This window comes from Dendrosporobacter quercicolus (genome assembly GCF_900104455.1).
Lineage (GTDB): Bacteria > Bacillota > Negativicutes > DSM-1736 > Dendrosporobacteraceae > Dendrosporobacter > Dendrosporobacter quercicolus.
The window spans coordinates 383,612-406,011 of the sequence record NZ_FNHB01000002.1; the positions used below are offsets into that span (position 1 = coordinate 383,612).

Genomic DNA, 22,400 nt, shown 5'->3' on the forward strand with positions numbered 1-22,400 from the left:
AACAGATGATTATCATTGAAGGACTGGTAAAAAGGTTTGCCGGCCGGACTGCAGTGGCCGGACTTAGCCTAAAGATAGCCAAAGGCGAAACCTTTGGCTTGCTGGGGCCCAATGGCGCCGGCAAAACCACGACCATCAGGGTTTTGACGATGCTGACCCGGGCCACCGCCGGACGGATACAGATCGCCGGGTTGACGCTGCCGGACAGTGAGCGGCAGATTAAGGCAATCATTGGTGTGGTTCCTCAATTTTTTAATTTAGACAGCGATTTAACCGCCTGGGAGAATCTCGAGCTTCACGGGCGGTTGCATCACCTGCCTGCACCGGAGCGGCGCCGGCGAATTGCCGAACTGTTAAGCTTTGTAGAACTTGCTGAACGGGGCGGGGACCGGGTCAATACCTTTTCGGGCGGAATGAAGCGCCGTTTGATGATTGCCAGGGCGCTGCTGCACCGGCCGCAGGTTTTGTTTCTCGATGAGCCGACGGTCGGGCTGGACCCGCAGGTACGCCGCCGGTTATGGGATTTCATACGCCGTCTTAACGGGGAAGGCTTGACCGTGCTGCTGACCACGCACTATATTGAAGAAGCGGAGAATCTTTGCAGCCGGGTGGCTATTTTGGACCAGGGGCGGCTCATTGCTATGGATAGTCCGGCCGCCCTCTGTCAGGGACTGGGGCGTTTTGTTGTGGAATGGCCGGACGGCGAGGCTACAAACTTCCGCTTTTTCCCGGAACGGTCTGCCGCCGCCGGGTTTGCGGCCACCCTGACGGTGAATGCAACCATCCGGTTGTCCGGCCTGGAGGATGTGTTCGTTGAGTTGACCGGGCGAAAGGTGGCGGAGTAATGTTTACCGATATTTGGACGGTCTTTTGGCGGGACTGGATTGTACTTAAACGGCGGTTAGGCCGTTATATTTTGTCCCGCATGATATCGCCAGTGCTGTATCTGGTAGCTTTTGGCTGGGGCTTGGGGAAAAACATTCAGACGGGGCAGGGCAGTTATCTGGATTTTATCGTTCCCGGTATTGTTGCCCTGAACTCCATGAATATCAGCTTTAATGCCGTGGGAACGCCGCTTAATATGAGCCGGCTGTATCATAAAACGCTGGAGGAATATTTAATTGCGCCTATTGGTGCGGCCGCCTTTGTGTTCGGCAAGGTATTGTCCGGTGTGTTACGGGGATTGATATCATCGGCGGTGCTCATCGTCCTGGCCTATGGTTTTGGCGCTCAATTTAGTGTTAACGGCGCCTTTTTGCTCATCCTGCTGATAAACTGTAGTCTCTTTGCCGCCCTGGCCCTGGTTGCGGCAATGAGTCTGGACTCTCACGAGGACATGGGGAATTTCAATACATATGTGTTGTTGCCTATGTCGTTTTTGTGCGCTACTTTTTTTACCCCTAAACAGTTGCCGGAGCCGGTTCGCTGGGCGATCGAACTTCTGCCGCTTACGCATGCCAGCCAGGCCCTGCGCAGCAGCGCCGCCAACAGTCCTGCGCCGGCCGAATCGCTAATCGTCATGCTGGTATATCTATGCTTGTTCCTGGGGATCGGCATCTGGCAGGTAAAACGGGTACGCGACTAAAACCGCAGTATTCTTGGCGCGGCCGCTGGAGCCTGCTGTTCAAATATGATACTATTATTGTAAAGCTTAAGACAAAGGGGGGCCTAGCATTGCACGAACGGCCGGACTGGGACAGGTATTTCTTAGAAATTGCGCAGGTGGTGGCCAAGCGGTCCACCTGCTTGCGGCGCTGTTACGGCGCTGTTATTGTTAAAGACCATATTATCATCAGCACCGGCTATAATGGTGCGCCGCGCGGAGAAAACAACTGCAGCGATACGGGGGTATGCCGGCGGGAGGAGCTCCGGGTTCCCAAGGGGGAGCGATATGAACTGTGCGTGGCTGTACATGCCGAACAGAATGCGCTGATTAATGCCGATCCGGCCGGCATGAAGGAAGCCACGATTTACATCGCCGGTTTTAACCAGGACGGCACGATTGCGTCAGGCCAGCCTTGTTTGCTTTGCCGCCGGATGATCAGGAACGCCAGGCTTGCCCGCGTTGTTTACTATGCTGCCGACGGCTGTATCGTAACCTGCCGGCCCGAGGAACTGCTGGTTGAAGTGACAACCCGGCAGGGATAAACCCAAAAGGCCAAAGGACGGCGGTTCCTGGCCGGTAGCTGGTAGTTCCCGGATAAAATTCCTTTAATTCTTATGTAAAATTTTATACAATAAATGTGTTGACAATCAATCTCATAAGGAGTATATTTTTAAATGACAGATTAGACAAACTCATGATTGGTAAGCATTTACCTTGCTTTAGAAGCTGTTTGGACGGGCAAAGTTCTCTTTTTTAACTTGAATAGGCTTTGTTTTTTTTGAGTTTAGTGAGTGATAATGATTATTGCTTATATTATGCTTTAAGCCATATTGAAGGGAGGTGAGAATTATGCGCAAATGGTTGCTGGTTTTGCTGGTACCACTGATTTTTTCTTTTATGGCAAATAACCCGGCTTTAGCGGCTAAAACCTGGAATCATGTTGTTGATAATATGGAAAAAGGCCTTAATCAGTCCCTGACGGTATATAAACAGGGCGACAATGAAAAGGCCAGAGATTTGGTCAATGAGGCCTATTTTGGGATATTTGAGAAGGACGGCATGGAACGGGCGGTCATGTCCAACATTTCCGGAAAACGTGCCAGTATAGAAGAATATAAAATCAGTACAATCCGTAAATTAATGGCCAATAAGGCCCCTGTGGCTCAGGTTGAAAAAGAAATCAAAGAATTGACCGTAATGTTGCGTGAGGATGCCCTTCTGCTGGACGGAAAGGAAGAAAACCCTACCGAGGTGTTTTTGGCCTCTTTACTGATTATTGTGCGGGAAGGCTTTGAAGCTATTCTGGTTATTGGCGCGATTATTGCATATTTAATAAAATCCGGCAATGCGGAAAAGACAAAGGTTGTTTATTACAGCTCAGTAGCGGCTATTTTACTCAGTTTTTTGACGGCATTTGCCTTTCAACAGCTTTTCAGCATCAGCGGTGCAAATCAGGAAATCCTGGAAGGCGCAACAATGCTGCTGGCGGTGGTGGTACTGTTTTCCGTAAGCCACTGGATGGTGGGCAAAGCGGAAGCTCATGCCTGGCAGAAATATATTGAAGGCAAAGTACAGGAATCGCTGAATGGTCGCAACACCTGGTCTCTGGCGGCGGCGGCATTTCTGGCAGTTTATCGCGAAGGCGCGGAAACCGTGCTGTTTTATCAGGCGCTGTTTAGCGATTCCAGTGACTATCAGACAATGATTTGGGCTGGATTTGGCGTTGGCTGCGTGGCATTGATTTTTATTTATGCACTGATTCGCTACGGCAGTGTAAAAGTACCGTTAAAGCCGTTTTTCATGGGGACTAGCATACTCATGTACGTACTGGCAATCAGTTTTGCCGGCGGCGGGGTAAAAGAACTGCAGGAGGCGGGCGTGGTTGGTGTAACGTCGGTCGAATGGGTTGAAACAATCGACCTGCTGGGCATTTATCCCACAGTGGAAACGCTGATACCGCAAGTTGTTCTGATTCTGCTGGCAATTGGCGGACTATTTTATCAAAGACGCAAAAATAAGCCTGAACTGACAACCGGATTATGATTTGCCGGCAGTAAATAAAATTAATGATAAAGGGAAAATGGGGGAGGTACATTTTGAAAAAGAAAAACTATTGGATTCTGTTGGTCGTACTGGTAAGTGCATTGTCGGTTTTTACGGCCGGATGCGGCAGCAGTGAGACAGCTAAACCAAGTGAGGCTCCGAAAACGGAGGAAAAGGCCGCAGCACCAGCTGATGCGGCGGGCTTTGAGGAATTCCCGATTGGCGAGGAACAGGAAATTGAAGGTATGAAAATTGCTGCGGTATATTTTCAGCCAGTGGAAATGCTGCCTGCAGGTTCAAGCTTAGCACCCGATAAGGCTGACCTACATATGGAAGCCGATATTTCGGCAACACCGGACAATAAAGTCGGGTTTGGCGTAGGTGACTGGGTTCCTAATCTTGGTGTAAAATACAAATTGAAAAAACTGGATGACGGTCAAATCATTGAAGGTAACTTCATGCCAATGAATGCCACGGATGGCCCTCATTATGGCGCCAATGTCAAAATGCTGGGCGCGGGCAAGTATGAATTAACCTTTATTATTGAAAGCCCGGAAAAACAGGGGCATTTACTCCATGTGGACAAAGAGACTGGTTTAGAAGGGCGTTTTTGGAAAGAACCGTTGGAAGTCAAGTATGAATTTGACTTCATTCCAAGAAAATGGTAGGGAGAAACAGGCGGTCCGGGACTTGTTCCCGGGCCTTTTTCTTAAACCAGCAAGGCAAAAAGGAGGCTTAATATGCTTCAATACCTGATACCCATTCTGCAAAACCTGGCAGCAGTTTGTATTCCTCTGGGGTTGCTCCTGGCTCTGGCCGGCCAGCATCCGGGACCAAGGCCGAACTGGTGTTGGCGGGGCATTGCACTAGGCTGTCTGGGGGCCATTTTGGTAGCAGTTATCGAATGGCGTACAGTACTGATCAACAGGGAAATATATGAAACAGCAATCCAGAGTACGGCTCTGGTTGTGGAAACGCTATTGCTGTTATTTAGCTGGCTGGCTTACAGGCGGCAGGACCGGGGAAGTATGCCTGGAAATCTGTTGGCCTTATTATTGTTTTTAGTGCCGGTGTTGTTGATCCTGCATCGGGGACCTGATGTGCTGCTGGTGCCGGCGGACGGGATCCGGCTGGCAACAACCTCCTGGGCCAGCAGCGATTCATGGCTGCAGATCACCGGTTATCTGCTGGGAATCGGCCTGGCGGCGCTGGCGGCCGTGGCGGTGGTCAGAGTGGCGAGAGCATTGCCGGCGGGAAGTGTGCTGGTCATTACAACGGCCTGTCTGCTGACAGTGATGGCGCAGCAGGCGGTGAGCGTGGTACAGGTATTGCTGGTGCGGGGCGTACTGCCGATGAAAAAGTGGCTGATGGCGTTAATGATACCGCTCATCAATGGAGTGGACTGGTTTTTTTATGCACTTATAGTAAGCGTTTTATTATTGCCGGTGTGGCTTGTTCTGTTACACCGGACAGCTGCTCAGCCCCCGGATCAGAATCTGAATCCGGCCCAGCGGCGAAAGCTGCAGGCGACCGGGCGGAATAAATTGCGCTGGGGCGCTGTCGTGGGAGTAAATCTGGTGTGTATTCTGCTGTTAACCAGCGGCGGAAAAGCCTATATTAACAAACAGGTCGAGTTGTCGCCGGCGCTGCCGGTAACCGCGGTGCAAAATGAAATCAGGCTTCCTTTAGACCAGGTAGGAGATGACCATTTGCACCGGTTTGCTTATACGGCCTCCAATGGGACAATTGTACGGTTTATTGTAATCAAAAAAAGCGGTTCCGCTTACGGGGTTGGGTTGGATGCCTGTGACATTTGCGGACCGACCGGGTATTATGAACGGGATGGACAGGTGATTTGCAAGCTGTGCGATGTGGTAATGAATAAAGCCACCATTGGTTTTAGCGGTGGCTGTAATCCTGTGCCCTTGGCTTATCAGGTGACTGGCGGCAATGTGGTTGTGGCGGTTGAAGCCCTGGAGAAAGAAAAAAATCGCTTCTAACGGGGGTGGAGAATATGTTTTGGCAGATGCTGCGAGGCGCGGTTTTACGACAGCGGCGCCGTATGGCAATGGTGGCGTTGACCATTGCGCTGGGAGTTTCACTGACGACAGCCATGCTCAACGTGATGCTGGATGTTGGCGATAAGGTCAACCGGGAGCTTAAGGCGTATGGGGCCAATATTACGGTTACACCCCGTGCAGCCTCGGTGGTAAAAGATCTGTACGGAGTGGAGACAGCGCCGGGAACGGCAGGTCAGTACCTGCAGGAGGCTGATCTGGGCAAAATAAAAACGATCTTCTGGGCGCATAATATTGTGACTTTTGCCCCCAGCCTGGTTACCGATGCCGCAGGGCCGGACGGGCAGCCTGTCACTGTTGTGGGTACCTGGTTTGACCGGCAGCTGCTTCTGCCGACCGGTGAAGTTGCAGATACCGGCATCAAGGCCTTAAAACCCTGGTGGGAGGTAGATGGCAGCTGGGTTGAGGATACCGATGAGCAGGGGGCAATGGTCGGCAGTCTGCTGGCGGGAAAACTCGGGCTGCGGCCGGGTGATTCGCTGAACGTCCGCCTGCCGGGCGGACAGCGGGAACGACTGACCGTAACCGGTGTGTTTAGCAGCGGCGGGGCCGAGGATGAGCAGATTTTTATGCCGCTGCAAAAGGTCCAGCAGGCGCTGAACCTGGAGGGGAAAGTCGGTAAAGTGGAAGTAAGCGCCATTACCACGCCGGAAAATGAACTGGCCCGCCGGGCGGCGCAAAACCCGGGAAACCTCTCGCTTCAGGATTGGGAAACCTGGTATTGTACCGCCTATGTCAGTTCGATTGCGTATCAGATTGAAGAAGTGGTGAACGGAGCCCGGGCCAAACCAGTGCGGCAGGTAGCGGAATCCGAAGGAGCTATTTTGCAAAAGACCCAGTTGCTGATGGTGCTGATTACCGTCCTCAGTTTGGCCGGATCGGCGCTGGGGATTTCCAATCTGCTGACTGCCAGTATTATGGAACGCAGCAAGGAAATCGGGCTTCTCAAAGCACTGGGCGCGACTGACGGGGCGGTGGCTCTGCTGGTATTGGTGGAAACATTGCTGACAGGGGCCGCCGGCGGAATTGCCGGTTATTTTGCCGGTCTGGGCTTTGCCCAGGTTATCGGCTGGAGCGTGTTTGGCTCCGCTGTGGCAGCTAAGGCCATGGTCATTCCGCTGGTTATGGTGCTGGTCGTCCTGGTAACGCTGGCGGGCAGCCTGCCGGCCATGCGAATGCTGTTTATGCTGCGGCCAACCGAAGTACTTCATGGCAGGTGATGTAAATATGATGAAATATTCTTTGTATGCGAAAATGATATTATACGCATTACTGCGACGCCGGTCCAGAATGATTGTCGCTTTATTGGCGGTAGCCATTGGCGCAACGGTATTGTCCGGACTGGTAACGCTGTATTATGACGTACCCCGGCAAATGGGCCGTGAATTTCGTTCGTACGGGGCCAATCTCTTATTGCTGCCGGACGGCGACAGCCAGGTGCTGCAGCAGCAGACTGCCCAGGCTGCTGCTGCCTTGCTGCCGCAGGATAAGATCGTCGGTCTCGCTCCGTATTTGTATGAGCGGGTGAAGGTCAATGCCCAGCCGGTAATGGCAGCCGGGACAGATTTCGCCGCAGTGCAAAAGGTCAGTCCCTACTGGCAGATTACGGGCCAGTGGCCGGCGCCCGGTTCCGGCGGGGCGGTTATCGGCGCGGAAGTGGCGGAACAGCTGGGCCTGGAGCCGGGTCAGACGGTGACGGTGTCCGTAGCGGGTATTGACGAAGCAAAGAGCCTGCCGGTGGCGGGTATTGTGCATACCGGCGGCAGTGAAGAGGAATTTATTTTTATGGAACTGCCGTTACTGCAAACGTGGCTGGACAAACCCGGTCAGGTTAGCGTGGCTCAGGTTAGCGTACAGGCCGGCGAAGCCGAATTGACGGCCTGGCTGCAGCAAGTAGCCGGTACCGTGCCGGGAATTGCGCCGCGCCTGGTCAAGCAGCTCATTCAGTCGGAAGGACTGGTGCTGGGCAAGCTGCAGGCGCTGGTGTATCTGGTTACCCTGATTGTACTGCTGTTAACGCTGATTTGCGTGGCTACCACTATGATGGCGGTCGTAACCGAACGCCGTAAGGAAATCGGGTTAAAAAAAGCGCTGGGAGCGGAAAACCGGAGTATTGTTATGGAATTTATGGGCGAAGGCATGGCGCTTGGCGGTCTGGGCGGCCTGCTGGGTATCGGCTGCGGGTTCTTTTTCGCTCATACCGTAAGTCTTCAGGTGTTTGCCCGGCCCATTGCGTTTCATCCGCTGATCGCCCTGGCCACATTCGTAGTGGCGGTGGTGGTGGCCGGGGTGGCTTGTCTTATTCCGGTCAGGATGGCGACCAATGTGGAACCGGCGATTGTGCTGCGGGGCGAGTAAGAGGAGGACTATCTCATGAATATATTGGAATTGCGCGGTATTACGATGGATTACGGAACAGTAAAAGCTTTGGACAACATTGAGTTAACGGTTAAACAAGGTGAATGGCTGGCAATTATGGGGCCGTCCGGCTCGGGGAAGAGCACGCTGATGAATATTATCGGTTGCATGGACAAGCCCTCCGGCGGGACCGTCGTTCTGGACGGGATGGACCTGTCCACCCTGGCAGGCAAAGACCTGACCGCGATACGCCGGGACAAAATCGGGCTGGTATTCCAGCAATTTCATTTGATTCCGTATTTGACGGCGCTGGAAAATGTAATGGTGGCTCAATACTACCACAGTATGCCTGATGAAGCCGAGGCGCTGGCGGCGCTGGCCCGGGTCGGACTCCAGGAACGGGCCCGGCATTTACCCAGCCAGCTTTCCGGGGGGGAACAGCAGCGGGTATGCATTGCCCGGGCCTTAATCAATTATCCGGCGCTTATTCTGGCTGACGAACCGACCGGCAACCTGGATGAAGCCAATCAGAACCTGGTATTGGAAATTTTTCAGGCGCTGCACCGGGAGGGACATACGATTATTACCGTGACTCACGACCCGGAAGTGGCAGCCCAGGCCGAGCGCTGTATCGTGCTGGGGCATGGCCGGATTACCGGTGAGCGTTAAACAGGCCGGGTATTGACAAAAAGGGAGGAAGATGTCGGATGCGGTTGGAAAGATACATGCTTATTGCAATCGTTTTTTTTCTGATAGGATTAGTGGCGGTTTTTGCGGGAATAAACCGGGCTCCTTTCCGGCAAATGCCGGGAATGGACCACCACCTGCACGGGCAACGGCTGTCGCCGGTCGTTGCGGCGGCTGCCTGCCCTGCGGACGATGGCAAAGAATGCTGCGCCGGAAGGGAGAAAACAGATGAAATATCATAAAATAATAAGCTGGGTTGCTGTAATTACCGGATTTTTTCTGCTCATACTGCCCCGGTTTATTCCTATTTGCACCGGCCTTACCGCCAGCGGCGCCCCGATGCGTTGTCATTATACCTATCAGGCTGAGTTTCTGCTGACTTTAATTGCTATTATCCTAGCCGGGGCTTTGCTGGTGTTGAAAACGGCGGAGGCCCGGATGATGACCGGATTCACGCTGGCCTTGACAGCCGTTGTGCTTGCTCTGTTGCCGGAACCTTGGGTCAGTGGAATTTGCGCCAACGGCGGCTGCGGGAAAACCGCCTTTTTTACCTTGGCGGGAACGGTTTTTCTGGCGGTCAGCGGCGCGGTGATTGTCTGGCTGAATTACCGGCGATACCGTGAGGAAGACTAAATGACTGCCCTTATCTGGAAGAGCCTTTGTCATCGGAAACTACAGAATGCGGCGCTGATTTTTTCCATTGCCGCCGGAGTTGCCATTCTTTTTTGCATGTCCGCCATTTATTATGGCGTGGATAAGGGCATGGAGCTTTCCCGGCAGCGGATGGGCGCTGACCTTGTCGTCATTTACGGGGGCGCCAGGCTGGATCCCAGTTTTTATTTGTTTGGCGGGGTGGCGGATAATTCCTACATACCGGCCGATACACTGGATGCTGTTCGCGCTGTTCCGGGTATTGTCCGGGCCACACCGCAATTTTTTACCCAGAAACTGTCCGCCGACTGTCATGATATCGGTACCCGAAACCGGATGATCGGCTATGCGCCGGACAGTGACTGGATTGTCGGACCCTGGCTGAACAAAGCAACTAAGCGGGAAATGATGAACGATCATGAAGTCATACTCGGTGCGAAGATCCCGACTTGGACCCAAAACAAGATTTCCATTCTCGGCAAATGGTATGACATTATCGCCATTGCCGAGGAAACAGGAACCACGCTGGATTATTCCCTGTTTGTCAGTATGGGCGAAGCGCGGCGGGTGGCTGCAGCCAATCCGCGCCTGCAATCATCCTGGCAGAAACATGGCGCGCCGGATCAGTGGATATCGGCCGTGCTGGCTCAGGTTGAGCCGGGCGCCGATATCGACCGGATTGTCGATCGCATTCAGCAGCTTGGCTATGTAAAGACCATTGTGGCGGCGGAAGTTAAATCACGTATTCAGGATCAGTTTGCCGTGCTGGGGGTATTACTGGGAGGCGCGGGGGTTCTGGCCGGACTGGTATCGCTATTTCAACTTTTTGCCCGGTTTTACACGCTGACCTGGGAACGGCAGGCTGAGTGGGGCCTGTATTTGGCGCTTGGCGCGTCAGGACGCAGTATTGCGCTGCTGATTACCGGCGAAGCGGTAATGGTTGCCTTGGCCGGTTCGGCGGCGGGATTAACGCTTGGCGGGATTCTATATCATATTGGCTTGACGGTGCTAGACGCTTATCAGGCGTTTCCTTTTGTTCCGGCTTCCTGGGCGGGACTGGGGTTATTAGGTTTAACGCTAACCGCAGTTTTTACCGGGTTAAGCGCGTTGGCCGCGTGGCTGCCGGCGTATGAAGGCAGCCGGATGGATCCGAGTACGATTATGACCCGCGGCGAATGTGATTAAGAATAGGGAGCTGCGCTAGGGGGGGAGCTGCTGTGAAATATTTGCTGGAAGTGCGGGAGGTCAGTAAAAGCTATGGTGAGGAGCGGATTTTAGATGCTGTTTCGCTGGTGCTGGAGCCGGGTAAGTCTCTGGCGATTACCGGGCAGTCAGGCGGCGGTAAAACCACACTATTATCGATTATCGGCCTGCTGCAACAGGCCACTTCGGGCGCAGTGATCGTTGACGGATGTGATGCCGGCGGGTTGGAACCCAGCCGTCAGGCAGCGTTGCGGTCCGCCTGTTTTGGTTTTGTTTTTCAACGGGCACGATTGATTCATTCCCTTACCGCCCTGGAAAATGTTCTGGTTCCGGCCTGGCTGACCCGGGCCGGGAAGGCGGCCGAAGTGCGGGCGCGGGAACTACTGGGCCGTTTTGGCCTGGAAGAGCGTCTTCATTACCGGCCGCAGGAACTAAGCATCGGACAGCTGCGGCGGGTAGCGCTGGCCAGAGCCCTGCTGCTCAAGCCGAAAGTGATTCTGGCGGATGAACCAACCAATGATCTGGACCCGGCTATCGCGGCCGAAGTAGCGGACTGTTTGCTGGAAACCTGCGGGAGTGGCGCGGGGCTTATTTTGGTGACCCATGATCCCGGTCTGGCAGCCAGAGCGGATATAAACCTGCATTTGCAGCAGGGATGCCTGTTTGAACAAAGGAGGACTGTGCATGCGTAACTGGATAACCGGCCTGATTTCTGTTCTGCTGGTTGCCGGCCTGCTGGCCGGTTGCGGCGGAAGCAAAAAGCAGGCGGGGGAAATAAGCTATAAGGACGGAACCTATACGGCCAGGAGCGGTCCCGATGAGCGGGGCTCAGTGGGAGAAGTCACACTGGTTGTTGAAAACGGACGGATCGTCAAGGCTGATTACCGGAGCCTGAAAAAGGATGGTACGCCGAAAGATGAAGATTATGGCAAAACCAACGGAAAAATTGAAAACCAGGAATTTTATAAAAAAGCCCAGCAGGCAGTGAAAGCTTCGGGGAGTTATCCCGTCAAACTGCTGGAAACACAGGACGTGGACGCCATTGATGCAATCGCGGGAGCCACCGTTTCCTACCAGCAGTTCCGCGAAGCTGTAAATAAAGCGCTCGGTCAGGCTTCGCCGGTGGACGCCAAATCCGGCGCCAGCATATCGCTGAAGCAACTCGCGCTGGACCGGATACAAAAAGTATTTAAGTAAAACCACCGCGTGGGTATCTTGCACCAGCGGTAAGTTTAATGGCTGGTACTAGACTGTCCGGTGCGGCCGGCGGCAAGGGAAGTGATGGTATGACCACTAATGTCCATCAGCTAATGCGGCTGGGGCTGTTTACCACTGTGGCTTTGATTCTGGGGCTGATCGAATTGCGATTGCCGTTTTGGCCGGTATTGCCCGGCTTGAAGCTGGGCCTGGCGAATCTGGCGACCTTGCTGGCCCTGGACGTATTTAATGCCCGCGGCGTGCTGGCGATAGTGATCGCCCGCACCTGTCTGGCAGGGTTGTTGGGGGGCGGATTTGGTCCCGCTTTTGCCATGAGCCTCAGCGCCGGGCTAACGAGCGCTGTGGTTATGCTCTACGCGTACCGTCACTGGCAGCCGGTACTGTCGATTGTCGGCGTCAGCGTGGCTGGCGCGCTCATGCATAACTTTACGCAAATTACAGTCGCCGCCCTGCTGGTGGGCAGCACAGGGGTGTACGGATACCTGCCGTATCTGGTGCTGGCCGGGACGCTGGCCGGGACTGGGCTGGGATATGCTGCGGCACTGGTTATCAGCCGCCTGCCATCGTGCGGTTCAGCGTTCAGGCTGACGGACTGAGCTCCGGCGGTCAAAGGGGCGGTGGAAGAACGGTAGCAGGAGTTACAGGCGGAACTGCGCGAAAAAGGTACTAGCGGGCAATGCCGTCTACTTCCGGTGGTTCTGTCGACACCACAGTGACGATAATACGGTAGGGCAGATTAACAATTTGTTGCGGCGGCCGGCTGATCCAGCCGGTTTTGACGCCAATCTGCCGGAGTGAATCATCCTGACGGATGCGCACCCTGCCATCCCGGGCTTCGATGATCGCATATTCTGTTTGACCACCGATGCGTAATTCACGGGTATAACCGGCGCGCAGCGGCAGCGTCTGAACAAGCTGGCCGTTGATGCGCACCTCAGCCAGCCTGGCCGGCGGCTGGGGCCGGAAGATCCACTGATAGACAATAAAACTGAGTGAAGCCAGCAGCAGAAACGCAATCAGTCCTTTGTCACCGCGGGTAAGACCTGAGTTTACCATGATCGACTCCTTGGGAATATATTTGTCATAATCATTGTATAAGAACTTGTCTGGCCTGTAAACCGCCCTGGACGCGCTGTCCATTCCGCGGCCCGGCAGGCGGAGGAATGAGAGGCGGCGTACCTATGCGTAAACAATATCTGTGGCTGCTTGCAGTTGTACTGGTTATGGCAGGTAGTTTGAGCTTCGGCTGGTTTACCGGACATAACGGGCAACTGCAGCCGTATCGTGAAACCCGTTTCCTGATGGATACCGTCATTGAAATTACCGTCTACGGGCCGGAGCCCGAGTCAGCAGTTCAGGCAGCCTTTGCTGAATTTGAGCGGTTGCAGGCCATCAGCGATCATTTTAATCCCGGCAGTCAGACGGCGGAAATCAACCGGCTGGCCGGAGTTGATAAAGTCATGGTGGATCCGGCTCTGCTGGACATGCTGAGCCGGGCCGGTGAAGTAGCCCTGCAGACCGGCGGTGCTTTTGATGTTACGGTCGGTCCTCTTACCGGGTTGTGGGGCATTGGCCATAAAGGCGACTACATCCCGACAACGGCGGAAATTGACCAGGTTCTGCCACTGGTTGACTATCGCCGGGTGGTGGTGGACAGGACAGAGAATACGGTGTTTTTGCCACAGGCCGGTATGCGGCTGGATTTGGGCGGTATTGCCAAGGGATATGCCATCAATCAGGCTGTAGACATCCTCCAGGCACGGGGCATTCGCTCGGCCTTGATCAATGCCGGCGGCGATATCCGGGTGATTGGGCAAAAACCCGGCGGCGCGCCCTGGCGGATTGGCGTACAGGATCCGCGCAACAGCGACAGACTGATTGCCAGAATTGATCTGACCGAAGGGGATACCATGGGGACCTCGGGCGATTATCAGCGCTATTTCATTAAAGACGGAGTACGCTATGCTCATATTCTGGATCCCAGGACCGGGCGGCAGCCACAGGAAGTGGCGAGTGTGACGCTGGTGTATAAATACGGGCGCACCGGTTTGGTACCCAGTTCGGCCTTTCAGGTTCTCGGCGTGGAACAGGGGCTGGCCGTTTTACGCCGCTTTCCCGGTGTTGAGGCTATCTTTGTCACCGTAGACGGACGGATTATCACTACACCGGGGTTGGCGGACAAGGTGAATGACCAATCAATGGAAGCTTTGCCATTAACGGACTCTGGTTGATTAGGATATTTTGCAATCCGATTGATAAGGAAATTCCTTATCAATCGGATTGAGATATATATTAAGGGAGGCTCCAATAAAAACGGTTTTTCGCTGAAATATTGCGGTTACGACAGCGCTGGCGAAGTCACAGGGGGGATATGGGAAATATGTAAAAAACAGGGGGTGTTCTTCCCCGAAATGTACTGGAATACCTTGACAGAGGAAAACCTGTCATTTATAATACAAACAATGAAAACAGTTATCATTTTAAGTGAGGAGGAGTTCATTTGTGTCCAAAAAGTTAAGCCAGTTATTACCGGGAGAATACGGTATTGTAAAGAAAGTTCACGGCAGTGGAGCGATAACCAGACGAATTATCGACATGGGTGTAATTAGTGGAACCCGTATTAATGTACAAAAGTTTGCACCGCTGGGTGATCCGATAGAGGTTAAACTAAAAGGGTTTAATATGTCATTGCGTAAAACTGAAGCCGATTTAATTGAAGTTGAGCCGGCGTAGTAAAACCGCAGGGAGAGTGAAGGATAGTGTCAGAACCCAATTTAATTATTGCTTTGGCCGGCAATCCCAATTCAGGCAAGACAACGATCTTTAACAATCTTACTGGCGCCCGGCAGCATGTCGGCAATTATCCAGGCGTAACAGTGGAAAGGCGCGAGGGATTCTGTCGTTATCAGGGACGGAATCTGACGATTGTCGATTTGCCTGGTACTTACAGCTTGACAGCGTATGCGTTGGATGAGCTTGTAGCCCGTCATTTTATTATTGAGGAAAAACCGGATATTATTGTAAATATTCTGGATGCCGCCAATCTGGAGCGCAATCTGTATCTGGCGGTACAACTGCTGGAATTGGAAAGACCTTTGGTGCTGGCGCTGAACATGGCGGATATGGCCGACAAAGCCGGACTGAAAATCGACGATAAGGCTCTTGGCGTTAAACTCGGCTGTCCGGTAGTGCGAACTGTCGGCAATAAGCAGCAGGGGATGGAAGAGCTTCTCAGGGCGGCGGTAGCTTTAGGAGAGAAAAAGCATGACGGCGCCTTTATGGTTGATTACGGGCCTGAAATTGAGCAGGCTGTAGCCAAGGTTGTGGACAGTCTGGCCGCAGTACCGGGCCTGGCATATCCGAAACGCTGGCTGGCTGTTAAGATGCTGGAAAATGACCGGAATGTAATTGAAAGTATCGGCGCCCGGGAAGGGTGTCAGAGTGTTATTGCACAAGTTGAGGTTTTGCGGCGCGAGCTAACCGAAACAACGCAGCAAGAGCCGGAATTGGCGATTGCCAACCGCCGGTATGGCTACGTGGCAGCGGTATTCAATAGCGCAGTGGTTGCCGGACGGGGCGAAGCTGCCAGCACTTCCGATAAAATTGACGCTGTTCTCACTAACAGAGTATTGGGCCTGCCAATATTTTTTGCACTTATGTGGCTATTATTTAATGTAGTATTTGAGCTTGGCGTCTATCCTCAGGAATGGCTGGAAGCCGGTATCGGCGCATTCGGCGACTGGGTGGGACAAACTATGCCTGAAGGCGACCTGCGTTCGCTGGTTGTTGATGGTATCATTGGCGGCGTGGGCGGCGTTCTTTCCTTTTTCCCGCTTGTTTTGCTGCTGTTTTTGGGCATAGCCATTTTGGAAGACTCCGGTTATATGGCCAGAGCGGCTTTTGTCATGGATCGGGTAATGCGGGCAGTCGGCCTGCATGGCAAATCCTTTATTCCGTTATTAATCGGTTTTGGCTGTACTGTGCCTGCCGTCATGGGAACCCGGACGCTGGAAAACAAGAATGACCGGATGGTTACGCTGCTGGTTGTGCAATTGATGAGCTGTGGCGCCCGTTTGCCGGTGTATACGCTGTTGATTGCAGCTTTTTTTCCGGCTGAATCGGCGGGAACAGTATTGTTTTCTATTTATGTCCTGGGCATAGCATTGGCGGTCATTATGGCCTATGCGCTCCGCAAAACGCTGTTTAAAGGCGAGGCTGAGCCGTTTGTTATGGAACTGCCGCCTTACCATACGCCGACCCTGCGCAGCATACTGTCCCATATGTGGGAACGTGGTTATCTCTATTTGAAGAAAGCCGGTACGATCATTCTGGCGGTGTCCATTGTGGTATGGTTTTTGACCAATTATCCGGCCGAGGTGGAATACAGCAAGGATTTCGAGCAGCTTTCGGCGCAGGCTGCAGAACACTTTGAAGGTCATGTGGCCAGGGATATTCTGGCTCCGCTGGGCATTGCCAGCCTAGAGGACAATACTGAACTGTCGGCAATGATTGACGATATAAAAGCGGTTGAAGAGGATTTCGCCGCGCAGGCGGAAGAAGCCGGCGAGGATGAAGTTTTGCTGGCGACGCTGGAAGCTGATAAAGAAAGCAAGCTGAAGGAATTTGAAGCAACCGGAGCGGCGCTTTATCCCTTTGCCCAGCAGTATCTGGAATTTGAAACTGAAAAAGACGAGGAGCTGGCTGCACTGGAAGGGGAACAGTCCAGTGAAAAACTGGCCGGCAGTTATGCCGGACAATTTGGTCACTGGATTGAGCCGGTAATCAGACCATTAGGCTTTGACTGGAAGATTGGCGTAGGCTTATTTGCGGCATTTACGGCCAAAGAAGTGCTGGTGAGCACACTGGGGACGATTTATAGCCTTGGTGAAACAGACGAAACTTCGGTTAGTTTAAAGGATGCCATCATGGCTGACCCGCACTTCAGCCCACTGATTGCCTACTCTTTGATGGCTTTTGTACTGCTGTACGCACCTTGCCTGGCGGTACTGGCGGTAGTCAAACGCGAAACAAACTCCTGGAAATGGGCGATATTCAGCAGTGCTTACGGAACTGCCCTGGCCTATATCGTTTCACTGGCAATTTACCAGATTGGCACTCTGTTAGGCTACTAACACAACGGAGGTTAACTATGGAAAACTTTGTTCTGGCGGCAATTGTTTTGGCGGCAGCAGCCTATTTAGGCTGGCTGATCTGGGGAACGATCTTTAAAGATAAAGGCTGCCAGTGCTCTTCCGGCGATTGCTGCGGCAAAGGCAAGGATCACGGCGGTTCCAAGGAAGAGGAGAAGCAAGACAGTTGATAGAGATTGCTGGAGGGAAGCAGTATGAAACTGGAAACGAAGTTGCGTATCGCATATCTCTGCATTGCTTTAATTCCGCTGGCCCTGGTCTTTGGAATGACAAGGGATTCGCCTGTCTATTATGACAAATATTATAGTCAGGCAATGGCGGCGGCGGTAGCCGTCGCCATTTTGCTTGGTCTAGCCAGTCCCTGGTTTACCGGCGGCTGGTTATTATGCAATCAACTGAATATGGTAAGGGCGTTCTGCGCCAGGGTGAAAAACGGCAATTACCGGCATGTGCTGCCGGTGCCGAATGAACAAAGTGACTGGGACGATGAAAATGAAATAATTGCGCTGATGCGGGACATGAATTGGATGGCCCGGCAGATTGCCAGCCGCGAACAGGAATTGCAACAGAGTATTGCTGAGCTGAACCAGTCCCGGCAACAGATATCCCGGCAAAAATCAGTGCTGGAACAGGCCAATAACGAGCTGATTGAAACCCAGATTTCCCTGAAGCAGCGGACTACGGAATTAGAGCAGGCTTGCCAGAACATGCAGGTAATGGCAATGACCGATCCTTTGACTAAAATTGCCAATCGCCGCTGGTTCTTTCACGAACTGGAACGAGAATTCTTCGCATTGACGCAAAACCGTGAACCGCTTTCGCTTTTGATCCTGGATATTGATCATTTTAAAAGGGTTAATGATCAGTATGGTCATCAAAATGGCGACCGGGTATTGGTTGACTTGGCTGCAATTGTCCGACGGGTGGTGAGAACAATTGACTTGGTGGCGCGGATTGGCGGTGAGGAATTTGCCGTGCTGCTGCCCGGTACTGACGGTAACGGCGCTCAACGGACTGCCCGGAAGATTCAGCAGGCCATTGCCGGAGCCGCTTTTGCCTTAACTGACCGTCAACAGATTAAAATTACCGTTTCCATTGGAATGTGCAGCCTGGCCCGACCGCCATTTCCCACACTGGACTCATTTTATAATTTCGCGGATCAGGCATTATATCAGTCCAAAGACAGCGGCAGGGATGCTATTTGCGTGTATGATCCGCAAGCGGCTGCTGTATGCCGTTTGGATCGCAGCAAAGAACGGGGAGGAAATGGGCTATGTCATCGCAATCCTTTTTGTTAGACGATTTACACCAGCTAGTAGACGCATTGGCGGCAGCTTTGGATGCGAAAAGTTCTTATACCCTTGGTCACTCGGAGCGGGTAGCCGATCTCGCATTGTTGCTTGCCCGGCGTATTGGTCTTACTGAAATGGATCAGCAACTGATCCATATTGGCGCTCACCTGCATGATATCGGTAAAATCGGCGTGCCGGATGAGGTGCTGAATAAGCCGGGCCGCCTGACTGATGAACAGTTTTCTATGATCAAGCAGCATCCGGTCATTGGGTATCATATTGTAAGTAAAGTTAGTTGGTTTGGCGGTATTTCCGGTATTGTGCGGCACCATCACGAGCGGTTTGACGGCAAAGGCTATCCTGACGGTCTGGCCGGGACGAACATACCGTTAGGGGCCAGAATTGTAGCGGTTGCCGATGCTTTTGACGCTATGATTGCGCCGCGCATTTACCGGAAATCCTTCAGCCCGCCCGAAGTCTTAACGGAAATTATCCGCTGCACCGGCAGCCAGTTTGATCCCGCGGTGGTGGAGGCGCTGTTAGCGGAGCTCAACAATGAGAGCTCCTGGCGGAATTTTAACAAACTAACGATGCTTGGTTAGTATTGTGCCGGCAATTGCGACCCGTTTTTTTCCGCTATCATGATGTCCCCCTTGCCGGGGACGTTTTTTCTTTATTCCTGTCCGCTGCAGTTTCCGGCCAGTGGCAACCACCGTCTCATGTTTGTTTTTATGCTGATCAACTGTTTGGTATAAATGATCAATAAATGAGAATTCTTACTATAAAGGTTTGATCTTATTCTATAGTTACACAAACAGCATAAATTTGTAAGAAAAGCTCTAAATTTGCAAATTGAAAATAACCGGCATGGTATGATAAACTTTATTCAGTATGATTTTATTGCGGGGTAATCTTAATGTTTGAAGCTATCTATTTGCCAAAACTGAATAATCTTTCACCAACCTTGCCGTCCACTTTGCTGAAGATCATGGAAGAGGCCGGGGAATTGGCCAGAGCAGTGCTGCAGTTCTTACCCTATGAAGACAGTCCGGAGGCGCAAGCCTTTCCTAGTCTGCTGAGTGAGGTTTCCGGAGAACTGCTTGATGTGGCCCAAACCTGCGTTACAATGATCTTTGTCATGGAGGATTCTTACGGTATTCAGGCCGATGCACTCATTAGCGGCCATTTAGCCAAGCTTGAGCATAAAGGCTATTGGTTTGATAAAGCCCAGGTCTACCGGATCGAAACGGCGGGAAATTTTAAATATCTGGCCTTGCCGCGCCTCAAGCTGAATGGCGTCACTTTGTTGACAACGGTGTGCAAAATTCAGGAAGAAATTGGTGAAATAACGCAATATCTTGGTAAAAAAACGGGTGCATCGGGTGAAAAACAGGCATTGCCGGGTGATACAGCCTTCGTCGGCTGCGCCAGGGAATTACTGGATGTTGCGCAGTGCTGCTTTACGATGATGTACATTTTGGCGGAAAAATATCAGGTTGATATAAAGATGCTGACGCAGCAGCATATTGCCAAACTGCGCAGCAGGGGCTATTGCGCCTAGTACCGCACGATACCCGGCCTGCCTCCGGCTTGACATTGATTGACAGTATGGCCGGACTGCGGTAAAATAGGTGTGTTGCATTGAAGTGAGGTGCTGAATTTATGCAGACATATATTGTGGCGTTTACGGTGGCTTTGGCTGTTGCTTATTTCTTGACCCCCAAAATCATTGCAGTAGCCGTGAAAACCGGAGCTATGGACGCTCCTGATGCCCGTAAGGTGCATACCAAACCCATTCCCAGGATGGGCGGTCTGGCAATTTATGCCGGCTTTGTTTTGGCGGTGCTGGCAAGTATGCATGTCAATCATGAGATTCTCGGGCTGTTATTAGGTGGAACGGTAATTCTGATTGTGGGTATTATTGATGATCTTAAACAATTGTCAGCCAAGGTAAAACTGCTGGGGCAAATTGCCGCCGCCGCTGTTTTGATCTTATTTGATATCCGGATTGACTGGATTACCAATCCGTTTGGCGATATGGTATATGTTGACTTCTTATCTATCCCCCTGACTATCCTGTGGGTCGTGGGGCTAACGAATACGGTTAATCTTATTGACGGTTTGGACGGCTTAGCCGCCGGGGTATCAACCATTGCTTCGGTGACTATTTTACTTGTGGCCTTGCAGCAGGATTTTTGGATTGTGGCAATCTTAACAGCCGCTCTGGCCGGCAGTGCGCTGGGGTTCTTACAGCATAACTTTAATCCGGCCAAAATTTTTATGGGCGATACGGGGAGCATGTTTCTCGGCTATATGCTGGCGGCGATATCGGTGATTGGCGCGGTAAAAAGCGCGGCGACGATTGCCCTGATTGTGCCAATTGTTGCGCTGGGCCTGCCAATTATGGATACTGCCTTTGCAATTATTCGCCGTTATATGAGCGGCAAGCCGATTTTTAAGCCTGACCGGGGACATTTACATCACCGGCTGCTGGAAATGGGCCTCAGCCAAAAGCAGGCGGTTTTGCTGATGTATGTGATCAGCGGCTGTCTGGGCCTGAGCGCGATTGCTCTTACTGAAGTGAACAAAGGACTGGGCGTCCTGATTATTCTGGCTATTGTGGCGGTTGCTTTCTTTGGCGCCCGCAAAATTGGCGTTCTGAAAGCCGCAAAATCAGCGCAAAGTCACTGAGTGTACCGGGCAGGCTCCGCCTGCCTATTTTTATGTAAAATATTAACCACAGAGGACACAGAGTACACGGAGGAAGGCGCGATGCCATCGCGCAGATATATCCCTTATTCCGTTCCCTCTGTGTACTCTGTGGTTAAGCAACATCAAGTATCATCGTGCTTTGGCGGAAGGGGTAATGACGATGTCGCGGCTAAAAATAATGACCATTTTCGGTACGCGTCCTGAAGCGATAAAAATGGCGCCGGTAGTGCTGCAACTGGCAAAATATCCGGACATGATCGAACCGGTTGTAGCCGTGACGGCCCAGCACCGGGAGATGCTGGATCAGGTGCTGAAGCTGTTTGCGATTAAACCCGATCATGATCTGGATATAATGGCCACAGGGCAAACCCTGTTTGATATTACCTGCCGGGCGATGCAGGGCCTAAATGCCGTACTGGCGCAGGAGAAGCCGGACATGGTGCTGGTGCATGGCGATACAACAACGACGTTTGCCGGCGCTTTGACCGCGTTTTATCACCAGATTGCGGTTGGTCACGTTGAAGCCGGCCTGCGCACGCATAATAGGTATTCACCCTACCCCGAGGAGATGAACCGTAAACTGACCGGCTCGCTGACTGACCTGCATTTTGCCCCGACCGGCACGGCACAGGCTAATCTGCTGCAGGAGGGCGTTGATCCAGCCGATATCTTTGTTACCGGCAATACCGTAATCGATGCTCTGCTGGCGACGGTTGATCCTCAGTACCGGTTTACCTGTCCGCTGCTGGCCGGTATTAATTACACTGACCGTAAAGTGATATTGGTTACCACGCATCGCCGGGAGAATCTGGGTGAGCCAATGCGGCATGTATACCAGGCCCTGCGTGATATTGTCCGTGAGTTTGCCGATGTGGAGGTTGTTTTTCCGGTGCATCGCAATCCTTTGGTCCGGGACGTAGTGAATAGCGAACTGGGTGGCTTGGAACGCGTTCATCTAATTGACCCGCTGGAGTATCAGCCCTTTGCCAATTTACTGGCCCGTTCTTATTTGGTTTTGACCGATTCCGGCGGAATTCAGGAGGAAGCCCCGGCTTTGGGCAAGCCGGTTTTGGTTTTACGGGACACAACAGAACGGCCTGAAGCAATTGAAGCCGGTACGGTGAAACTGATCGGCACCGACCGGGACCGGGTGTACACCGAGACCCGGCTGCTGTTGACCGGACAGGCTGAATATGAACAAATGGCAAACGCCTGTAATCCTTACGGTGACGGATGTGCATCCAGGCGTATTGTGCAGGCCATTCTCTGGCGGAAGGGACTCAGCGCCGGCAGGCCCGGCTCTTTTTGCCGCGAATGACCTCAGACTGCTGCTGTTGGCTTATTGCTAATAGATCGTCAATCTTAAAACTGTGAGTATAGTGGCAAGGGAATATTCCCTGTC

25 protein-coding genes are annotated in these 22,400 nt (G+C 52.5%); 24 read left to right on the plus strand and 1 reads right to left on the minus strand.

Annotation, left to right across the window (positions count from 1 at the left end; genetic code table 11):
• The first annotated feature begins 5 nt into the window (after positions 1–5).
• The 15 genes from BLR06_RS07830 (at position 6) to BLR06_RS07900 (ending at position 12,440) form a co-directional block, all read left to right on the plus strand.
• Entirely contained in the window at positions 6–845 is an 840-nt protein-coding gene (locus BLR06_RS07830; protein ID WP_092070910.1) for an ABC transporter ATP-binding protein, read from the plus strand.
• Positions 845–1,585: an ABC transporter permease gene (locus tag BLR06_RS07835; protein ID WP_092070914.1), complete on the plus strand. Its 741-nt coding sequence runs from the start codon at positions 845–847 to the stop codon at positions 1,583–1,585. The genes BLR06_RS07830 and BLR06_RS07835 overlap by 1 nt, the downstream gene beginning before the upstream one ends.
• An 89-nt stretch (positions 1,586–1,674) precedes the next feature.
• Positions 1,675–2,148, plus strand: coding sequence for a deoxycytidylate deaminase (locus BLR06_RS07840; protein WP_245698067.1), 474 nt, complete (start codon positions 1,675–1,677; stop codon positions 2,146–2,148).
• Positions 2,149–2,455: 307 nt separating this feature from the next.
• Positions 2,456–3,649 carry an FTR1 family iron permease gene (locus BLR06_RS07845; RefSeq protein ID WP_092070920.1) on the plus strand — a complete coding sequence of 398 codons (1,194 nt, stop codon included), beginning with the start codon at positions 2,456–2,458 and terminating at the stop codon, positions 3,647–3,649.
• Between the two features lie 53 nt (positions 3,650–3,702).
• Entirely contained in the window at positions 3,703–4,317 is a 615-nt protein-coding gene (locus BLR06_RS07850; RefSeq protein ID WP_245698068.1) for an iron transporter, read from the plus strand.
• Positions 4,318–4,389: 72 nt separating this feature from the next.
• Positions 4,390–5,649, plus strand: coding sequence for a Fe-S-containing protein (locus BLR06_RS07855; protein ID WP_092070926.1), 1,260 nt, complete (start codon positions 4,390–4,392; stop codon positions 5,647–5,649).
• A gap of 14 nt (positions 5,650–5,663) precedes the next feature.
• Complete coding sequence (locus BLR06_RS07860; protein ID WP_092070929.1) at positions 5,664–6,947, plus strand: ABC transporter permease; 1,284 nt, start codon at positions 5,664–5,666, stop codon at positions 6,945–6,947.
• Positions 6,948–6,954: 7 nt separating this feature from the next.
• Positions 6,955–8,085, plus strand: a complete 1,131-nt coding sequence (locus BLR06_RS07865) for an ABC transporter permease (RefSeq protein WP_092070932.1) — start codon at positions 6,955–6,957, stop codon at positions 8,083–8,085.
• A 15-nt stretch (positions 8,086–8,100) separates the two neighbouring features.
• Positions 8,101–8,754: an ABC transporter ATP-binding protein gene (locus BLR06_RS07870; RefSeq protein ID WP_092070935.1), complete on the plus strand. Its 654-nt coding sequence runs from the start codon at positions 8,101–8,103 to the stop codon at positions 8,752–8,754.
• 38 nt (positions 8,755–8,792) lie between these two features.
• Positions 8,793–9,014 (plus strand): hypothetical protein, encoded by a 222-nt coding sequence (locus BLR06_RS07875; protein ID WP_092070938.1) that lies wholly within the window; start codon positions 8,793–8,795, stop codon positions 9,012–9,014.
• Positions 9,001–9,405, plus strand: coding sequence for a DUF4418 family protein (locus BLR06_RS07880; RefSeq protein WP_092070941.1), 405 nt, complete (start codon positions 9,001–9,003; stop codon positions 9,403–9,405). The genes BLR06_RS07875 and BLR06_RS07880 overlap by 14 nt, the downstream gene beginning before the upstream one ends.
• Positions 9,406–10,608 carry an ABC transporter permease gene (locus tag BLR06_RS07885; RefSeq protein WP_092070944.1) on the plus strand — a complete coding sequence of 401 codons (1,203 nt, stop codon included), beginning with the start codon at positions 9,406–9,408 and terminating at the stop codon, positions 10,606–10,608.
• 32 nt (positions 10,609–10,640) lie between these two features.
• Entirely contained in the window at positions 10,641–11,318 is a 678-nt protein-coding gene (locus tag BLR06_RS07890; protein ID WP_092070946.1) for an ABC transporter ATP-binding protein, read from the plus strand.
• A complete protein-coding gene (locus BLR06_RS07895; RefSeq protein WP_092070949.1) occupies positions 11,311–11,823 on the plus strand; it encodes an FMN-binding protein in 513 nt (170 codons plus the stop codon). Before BLR06_RS07890 ends, BLR06_RS07895 begins: the two co-directional genes overlap by 8 nt.
• Positions 11,824–11,861: 38 nt before the next feature.
• Complete coding sequence (locus tag BLR06_RS07900) at positions 11,862–12,440, plus strand: Gx transporter family protein (RefSeq protein WP_092070953.1); 579 nt, start codon at positions 11,862–11,864, stop codon at positions 12,438–12,440.
• 70 nt (positions 12,441–12,510) lie between these two features.
• On the opposite strand, the gene BLR06_RS07905 is transcribed toward BLR06_RS07900, so the two are convergent.
• Entirely contained in the window at positions 12,511–12,900 is a 390-nt protein-coding gene (locus tag BLR06_RS07905; RefSeq protein WP_092070955.1) for a NusG domain II-containing protein, read from the minus strand.
• A 125-nt stretch (positions 12,901–13,025) separates the two neighbouring features.
• Here BLR06_RS07905 and BLR06_RS07910 point away from each other — a divergent pair, with 125 nt between their 5' ends.
• The 9 genes from BLR06_RS07910 to wecB all read left to right on the plus strand — a co-directional run bounded on the left by BLR06_RS07910 (position 13,026) and on the right by wecB (position 22,316).
• Positions 13,026–14,075, plus strand: coding sequence for an FAD:protein FMN transferase (locus BLR06_RS07910; protein WP_092070958.1), 1,050 nt, complete (start codon positions 13,026–13,028; stop codon positions 14,073–14,075).
• A gap of 271 nt (positions 14,076–14,346) precedes the next feature.
• Positions 14,347–14,577: a FeoA family protein gene (locus BLR06_RS07915; RefSeq protein ID WP_092070960.1), complete on the plus strand. Its 231-nt coding sequence runs from the start codon at positions 14,347–14,349 to the stop codon at positions 14,575–14,577.
• 26 nt (positions 14,578–14,603) lie between these two features.
• Positions 14,604–16,976 carry a ferrous iron transport protein B gene (gene feoB / locus BLR06_RS07920; RefSeq protein ID WP_092070963.1) on the plus strand — a complete coding sequence of 791 codons (2,373 nt, stop codon included), beginning with the start codon at positions 14,604–14,606 and terminating at the stop codon, positions 16,974–16,976.
• 17 nt (positions 16,977–16,993) lie between these two features.
• A complete protein-coding gene (locus BLR06_RS19505; protein WP_173812819.1) occupies positions 16,994–17,164 on the plus strand; it encodes a hypothetical protein in 171 nt (56 codons plus the stop codon).
• Between the two features lie 24 nt (positions 17,165–17,188).
• On the plus strand, positions 17,189–18,292 hold the full coding sequence (locus BLR06_RS07925) for a GGDEF domain-containing protein (protein WP_092070966.1): 1,104 nt from the start codon (positions 17,189–17,191) through the stop codon (positions 18,290–18,292).
• Positions 18,268–18,888 (plus strand): HD-GYP domain-containing protein, encoded by a 621-nt coding sequence (locus BLR06_RS07930; RefSeq protein WP_092070969.1) that lies wholly within the window; start codon positions 18,268–18,270, stop codon positions 18,886–18,888. The genes BLR06_RS07925 and BLR06_RS07930 overlap by 25 nt, the downstream gene beginning before the upstream one ends.
• Positions 18,889–19,202: 314 nt before the next feature.
• Entirely contained in the window at positions 19,203–19,847 is a 645-nt protein-coding gene (locus tag BLR06_RS07935; RefSeq protein ID WP_092070972.1) for a nucleoside triphosphate pyrophosphohydrolase family protein, read from the plus strand.
• A 101-nt stretch (positions 19,848–19,948) separates the two neighbouring features.
• Positions 19,949–20,977, plus strand: coding sequence for a glycosyltransferase family 4 protein (locus BLR06_RS07940; RefSeq protein ID WP_092070974.1), 1,029 nt, complete (start codon positions 19,949–19,951; stop codon positions 20,975–20,977).
• Positions 20,978–21,158: 181 nt separating this feature from the next.
• Complete coding sequence (gene wecB, locus BLR06_RS07945; RefSeq protein ID WP_092070977.1) at positions 21,159–22,316, plus strand: non-hydrolyzing UDP-N-acetylglucosamine 2-epimerase; 1,158 nt, start codon at positions 21,159–21,161, stop codon at positions 22,314–22,316.
• Positions 22,317–22,400: the final 84 nt, after the last annotated feature.

Coding starts and splice junctions, on each gene's coding strand:
- BLR06_RS07830 (WP_092070910.1), top strand. CDS start 6: ATGATTATCATTGAAGGACTGGTAAAAAGGTTTGCCGGCCGGACTGCA.
- BLR06_RS07855 (WP_092070926.1), top strand. CDS start 4,390: ATGCTTCAATACCTGATACCCATTCTGCAAAACCTGGCAGCAGTTTGT.
- BLR06_RS07935 (WP_092070972.1), top strand. CDS start 19,203: ATGTTTGAAGCTATCTATTTGCCAAAACTGAATAATCTTTCACCAACC.
- BLR06_RS07880 (WP_092070941.1), top strand. CDS start 9,001: ATGAAATATCATAAAATAATAAGCTGGGTTGCTGTAATTACCGGATTT.
- BLR06_RS07905 (WP_092070955.1), bottom strand. CDS start 12,900: ATGGTAAACTCAGGTCTTACCCGCGGTGACAAAGGACTGATTGCGTTT.
- BLR06_RS07940 (WP_092070974.1), top strand. CDS start 19,949: ATGCAGACATATATTGTGGCGTTTACGGTGGCTTTGGCTGTTGCTTAT.
- BLR06_RS19505 (WP_173812819.1), top strand. CDS start 16,994: ATGGAAAACTTTGTTCTGGCGGCAATTGTTTTGGCGGCAGCAGCCTAT.
- BLR06_RS07925 (WP_092070966.1), top strand. CDS start 17,189: ATGAAACTGGAAACGAAGTTGCGTATCGCATATCTCTGCATTGCTTTA.
- BLR06_RS07860 (WP_092070929.1), top strand. CDS start 5,664: ATGTTTTGGCAGATGCTGCGAGGCGCGGTTTTACGACAGCGGCGCCGT.
- BLR06_RS07865 (WP_092070932.1), top strand. CDS start 6,955: ATGATGAAATATTCTTTGTATGCGAAAATGATATTATACGCATTACTG.
- BLR06_RS07870 (WP_092070935.1), top strand. CDS start 8,101: ATGAATATATTGGAATTGCGCGGTATTACGATGGATTACGGAACAGTA.
- BLR06_RS07885 (WP_092070944.1), top strand. CDS start 9,406: ATGACTGCCCTTATCTGGAAGAGCCTTTGTCATCGGAAACTACAGAAT.
- BLR06_RS07875 (WP_092070938.1), top strand. CDS start 8,793: ATGCGGTTGGAAAGATACATGCTTATTGCAATCGTTTTTTTTCTGATA.
- BLR06_RS07910 (WP_092070958.1), top strand. CDS start 13,026: ATGCGTAAACAATATCTGTGGCTGCTTGCAGTTGTACTGGTTATGGCA.
- BLR06_RS07930 (WP_092070969.1), top strand. CDS start 18,268: ATGTCATCGCAATCCTTTTTGTTAGACGATTTACACCAGCTAGTAGAC.
- BLR06_RS07835 (WP_092070914.1), top strand. CDS start 845: ATGTTTACCGATATTTGGACGGTCTTTTGGCGGGACTGGATTGTACTT.
- BLR06_RS07895 (WP_092070949.1), top strand. CDS start 11,311: ATGCGTAACTGGATAACCGGCCTGATTTCTGTTCTGCTGGTTGCCGGC.
- BLR06_RS07900 (WP_092070953.1), top strand. CDS start 11,862: ATGGCTGGTACTAGACTGTCCGGTGCGGCCGGCGGCAAGGGAAGTGAT.
- wecB (WP_092070977.1), top strand. CDS start 21,159: ATGTCGCGGCTAAAAATAATGACCATTTTCGGTACGCGTCCTGAAGCG.
- BLR06_RS07845 (WP_092070920.1), top strand. CDS start 2,456: ATGCGCAAATGGTTGCTGGTTTTGCTGGTACCACTGATTTTTTCTTTT.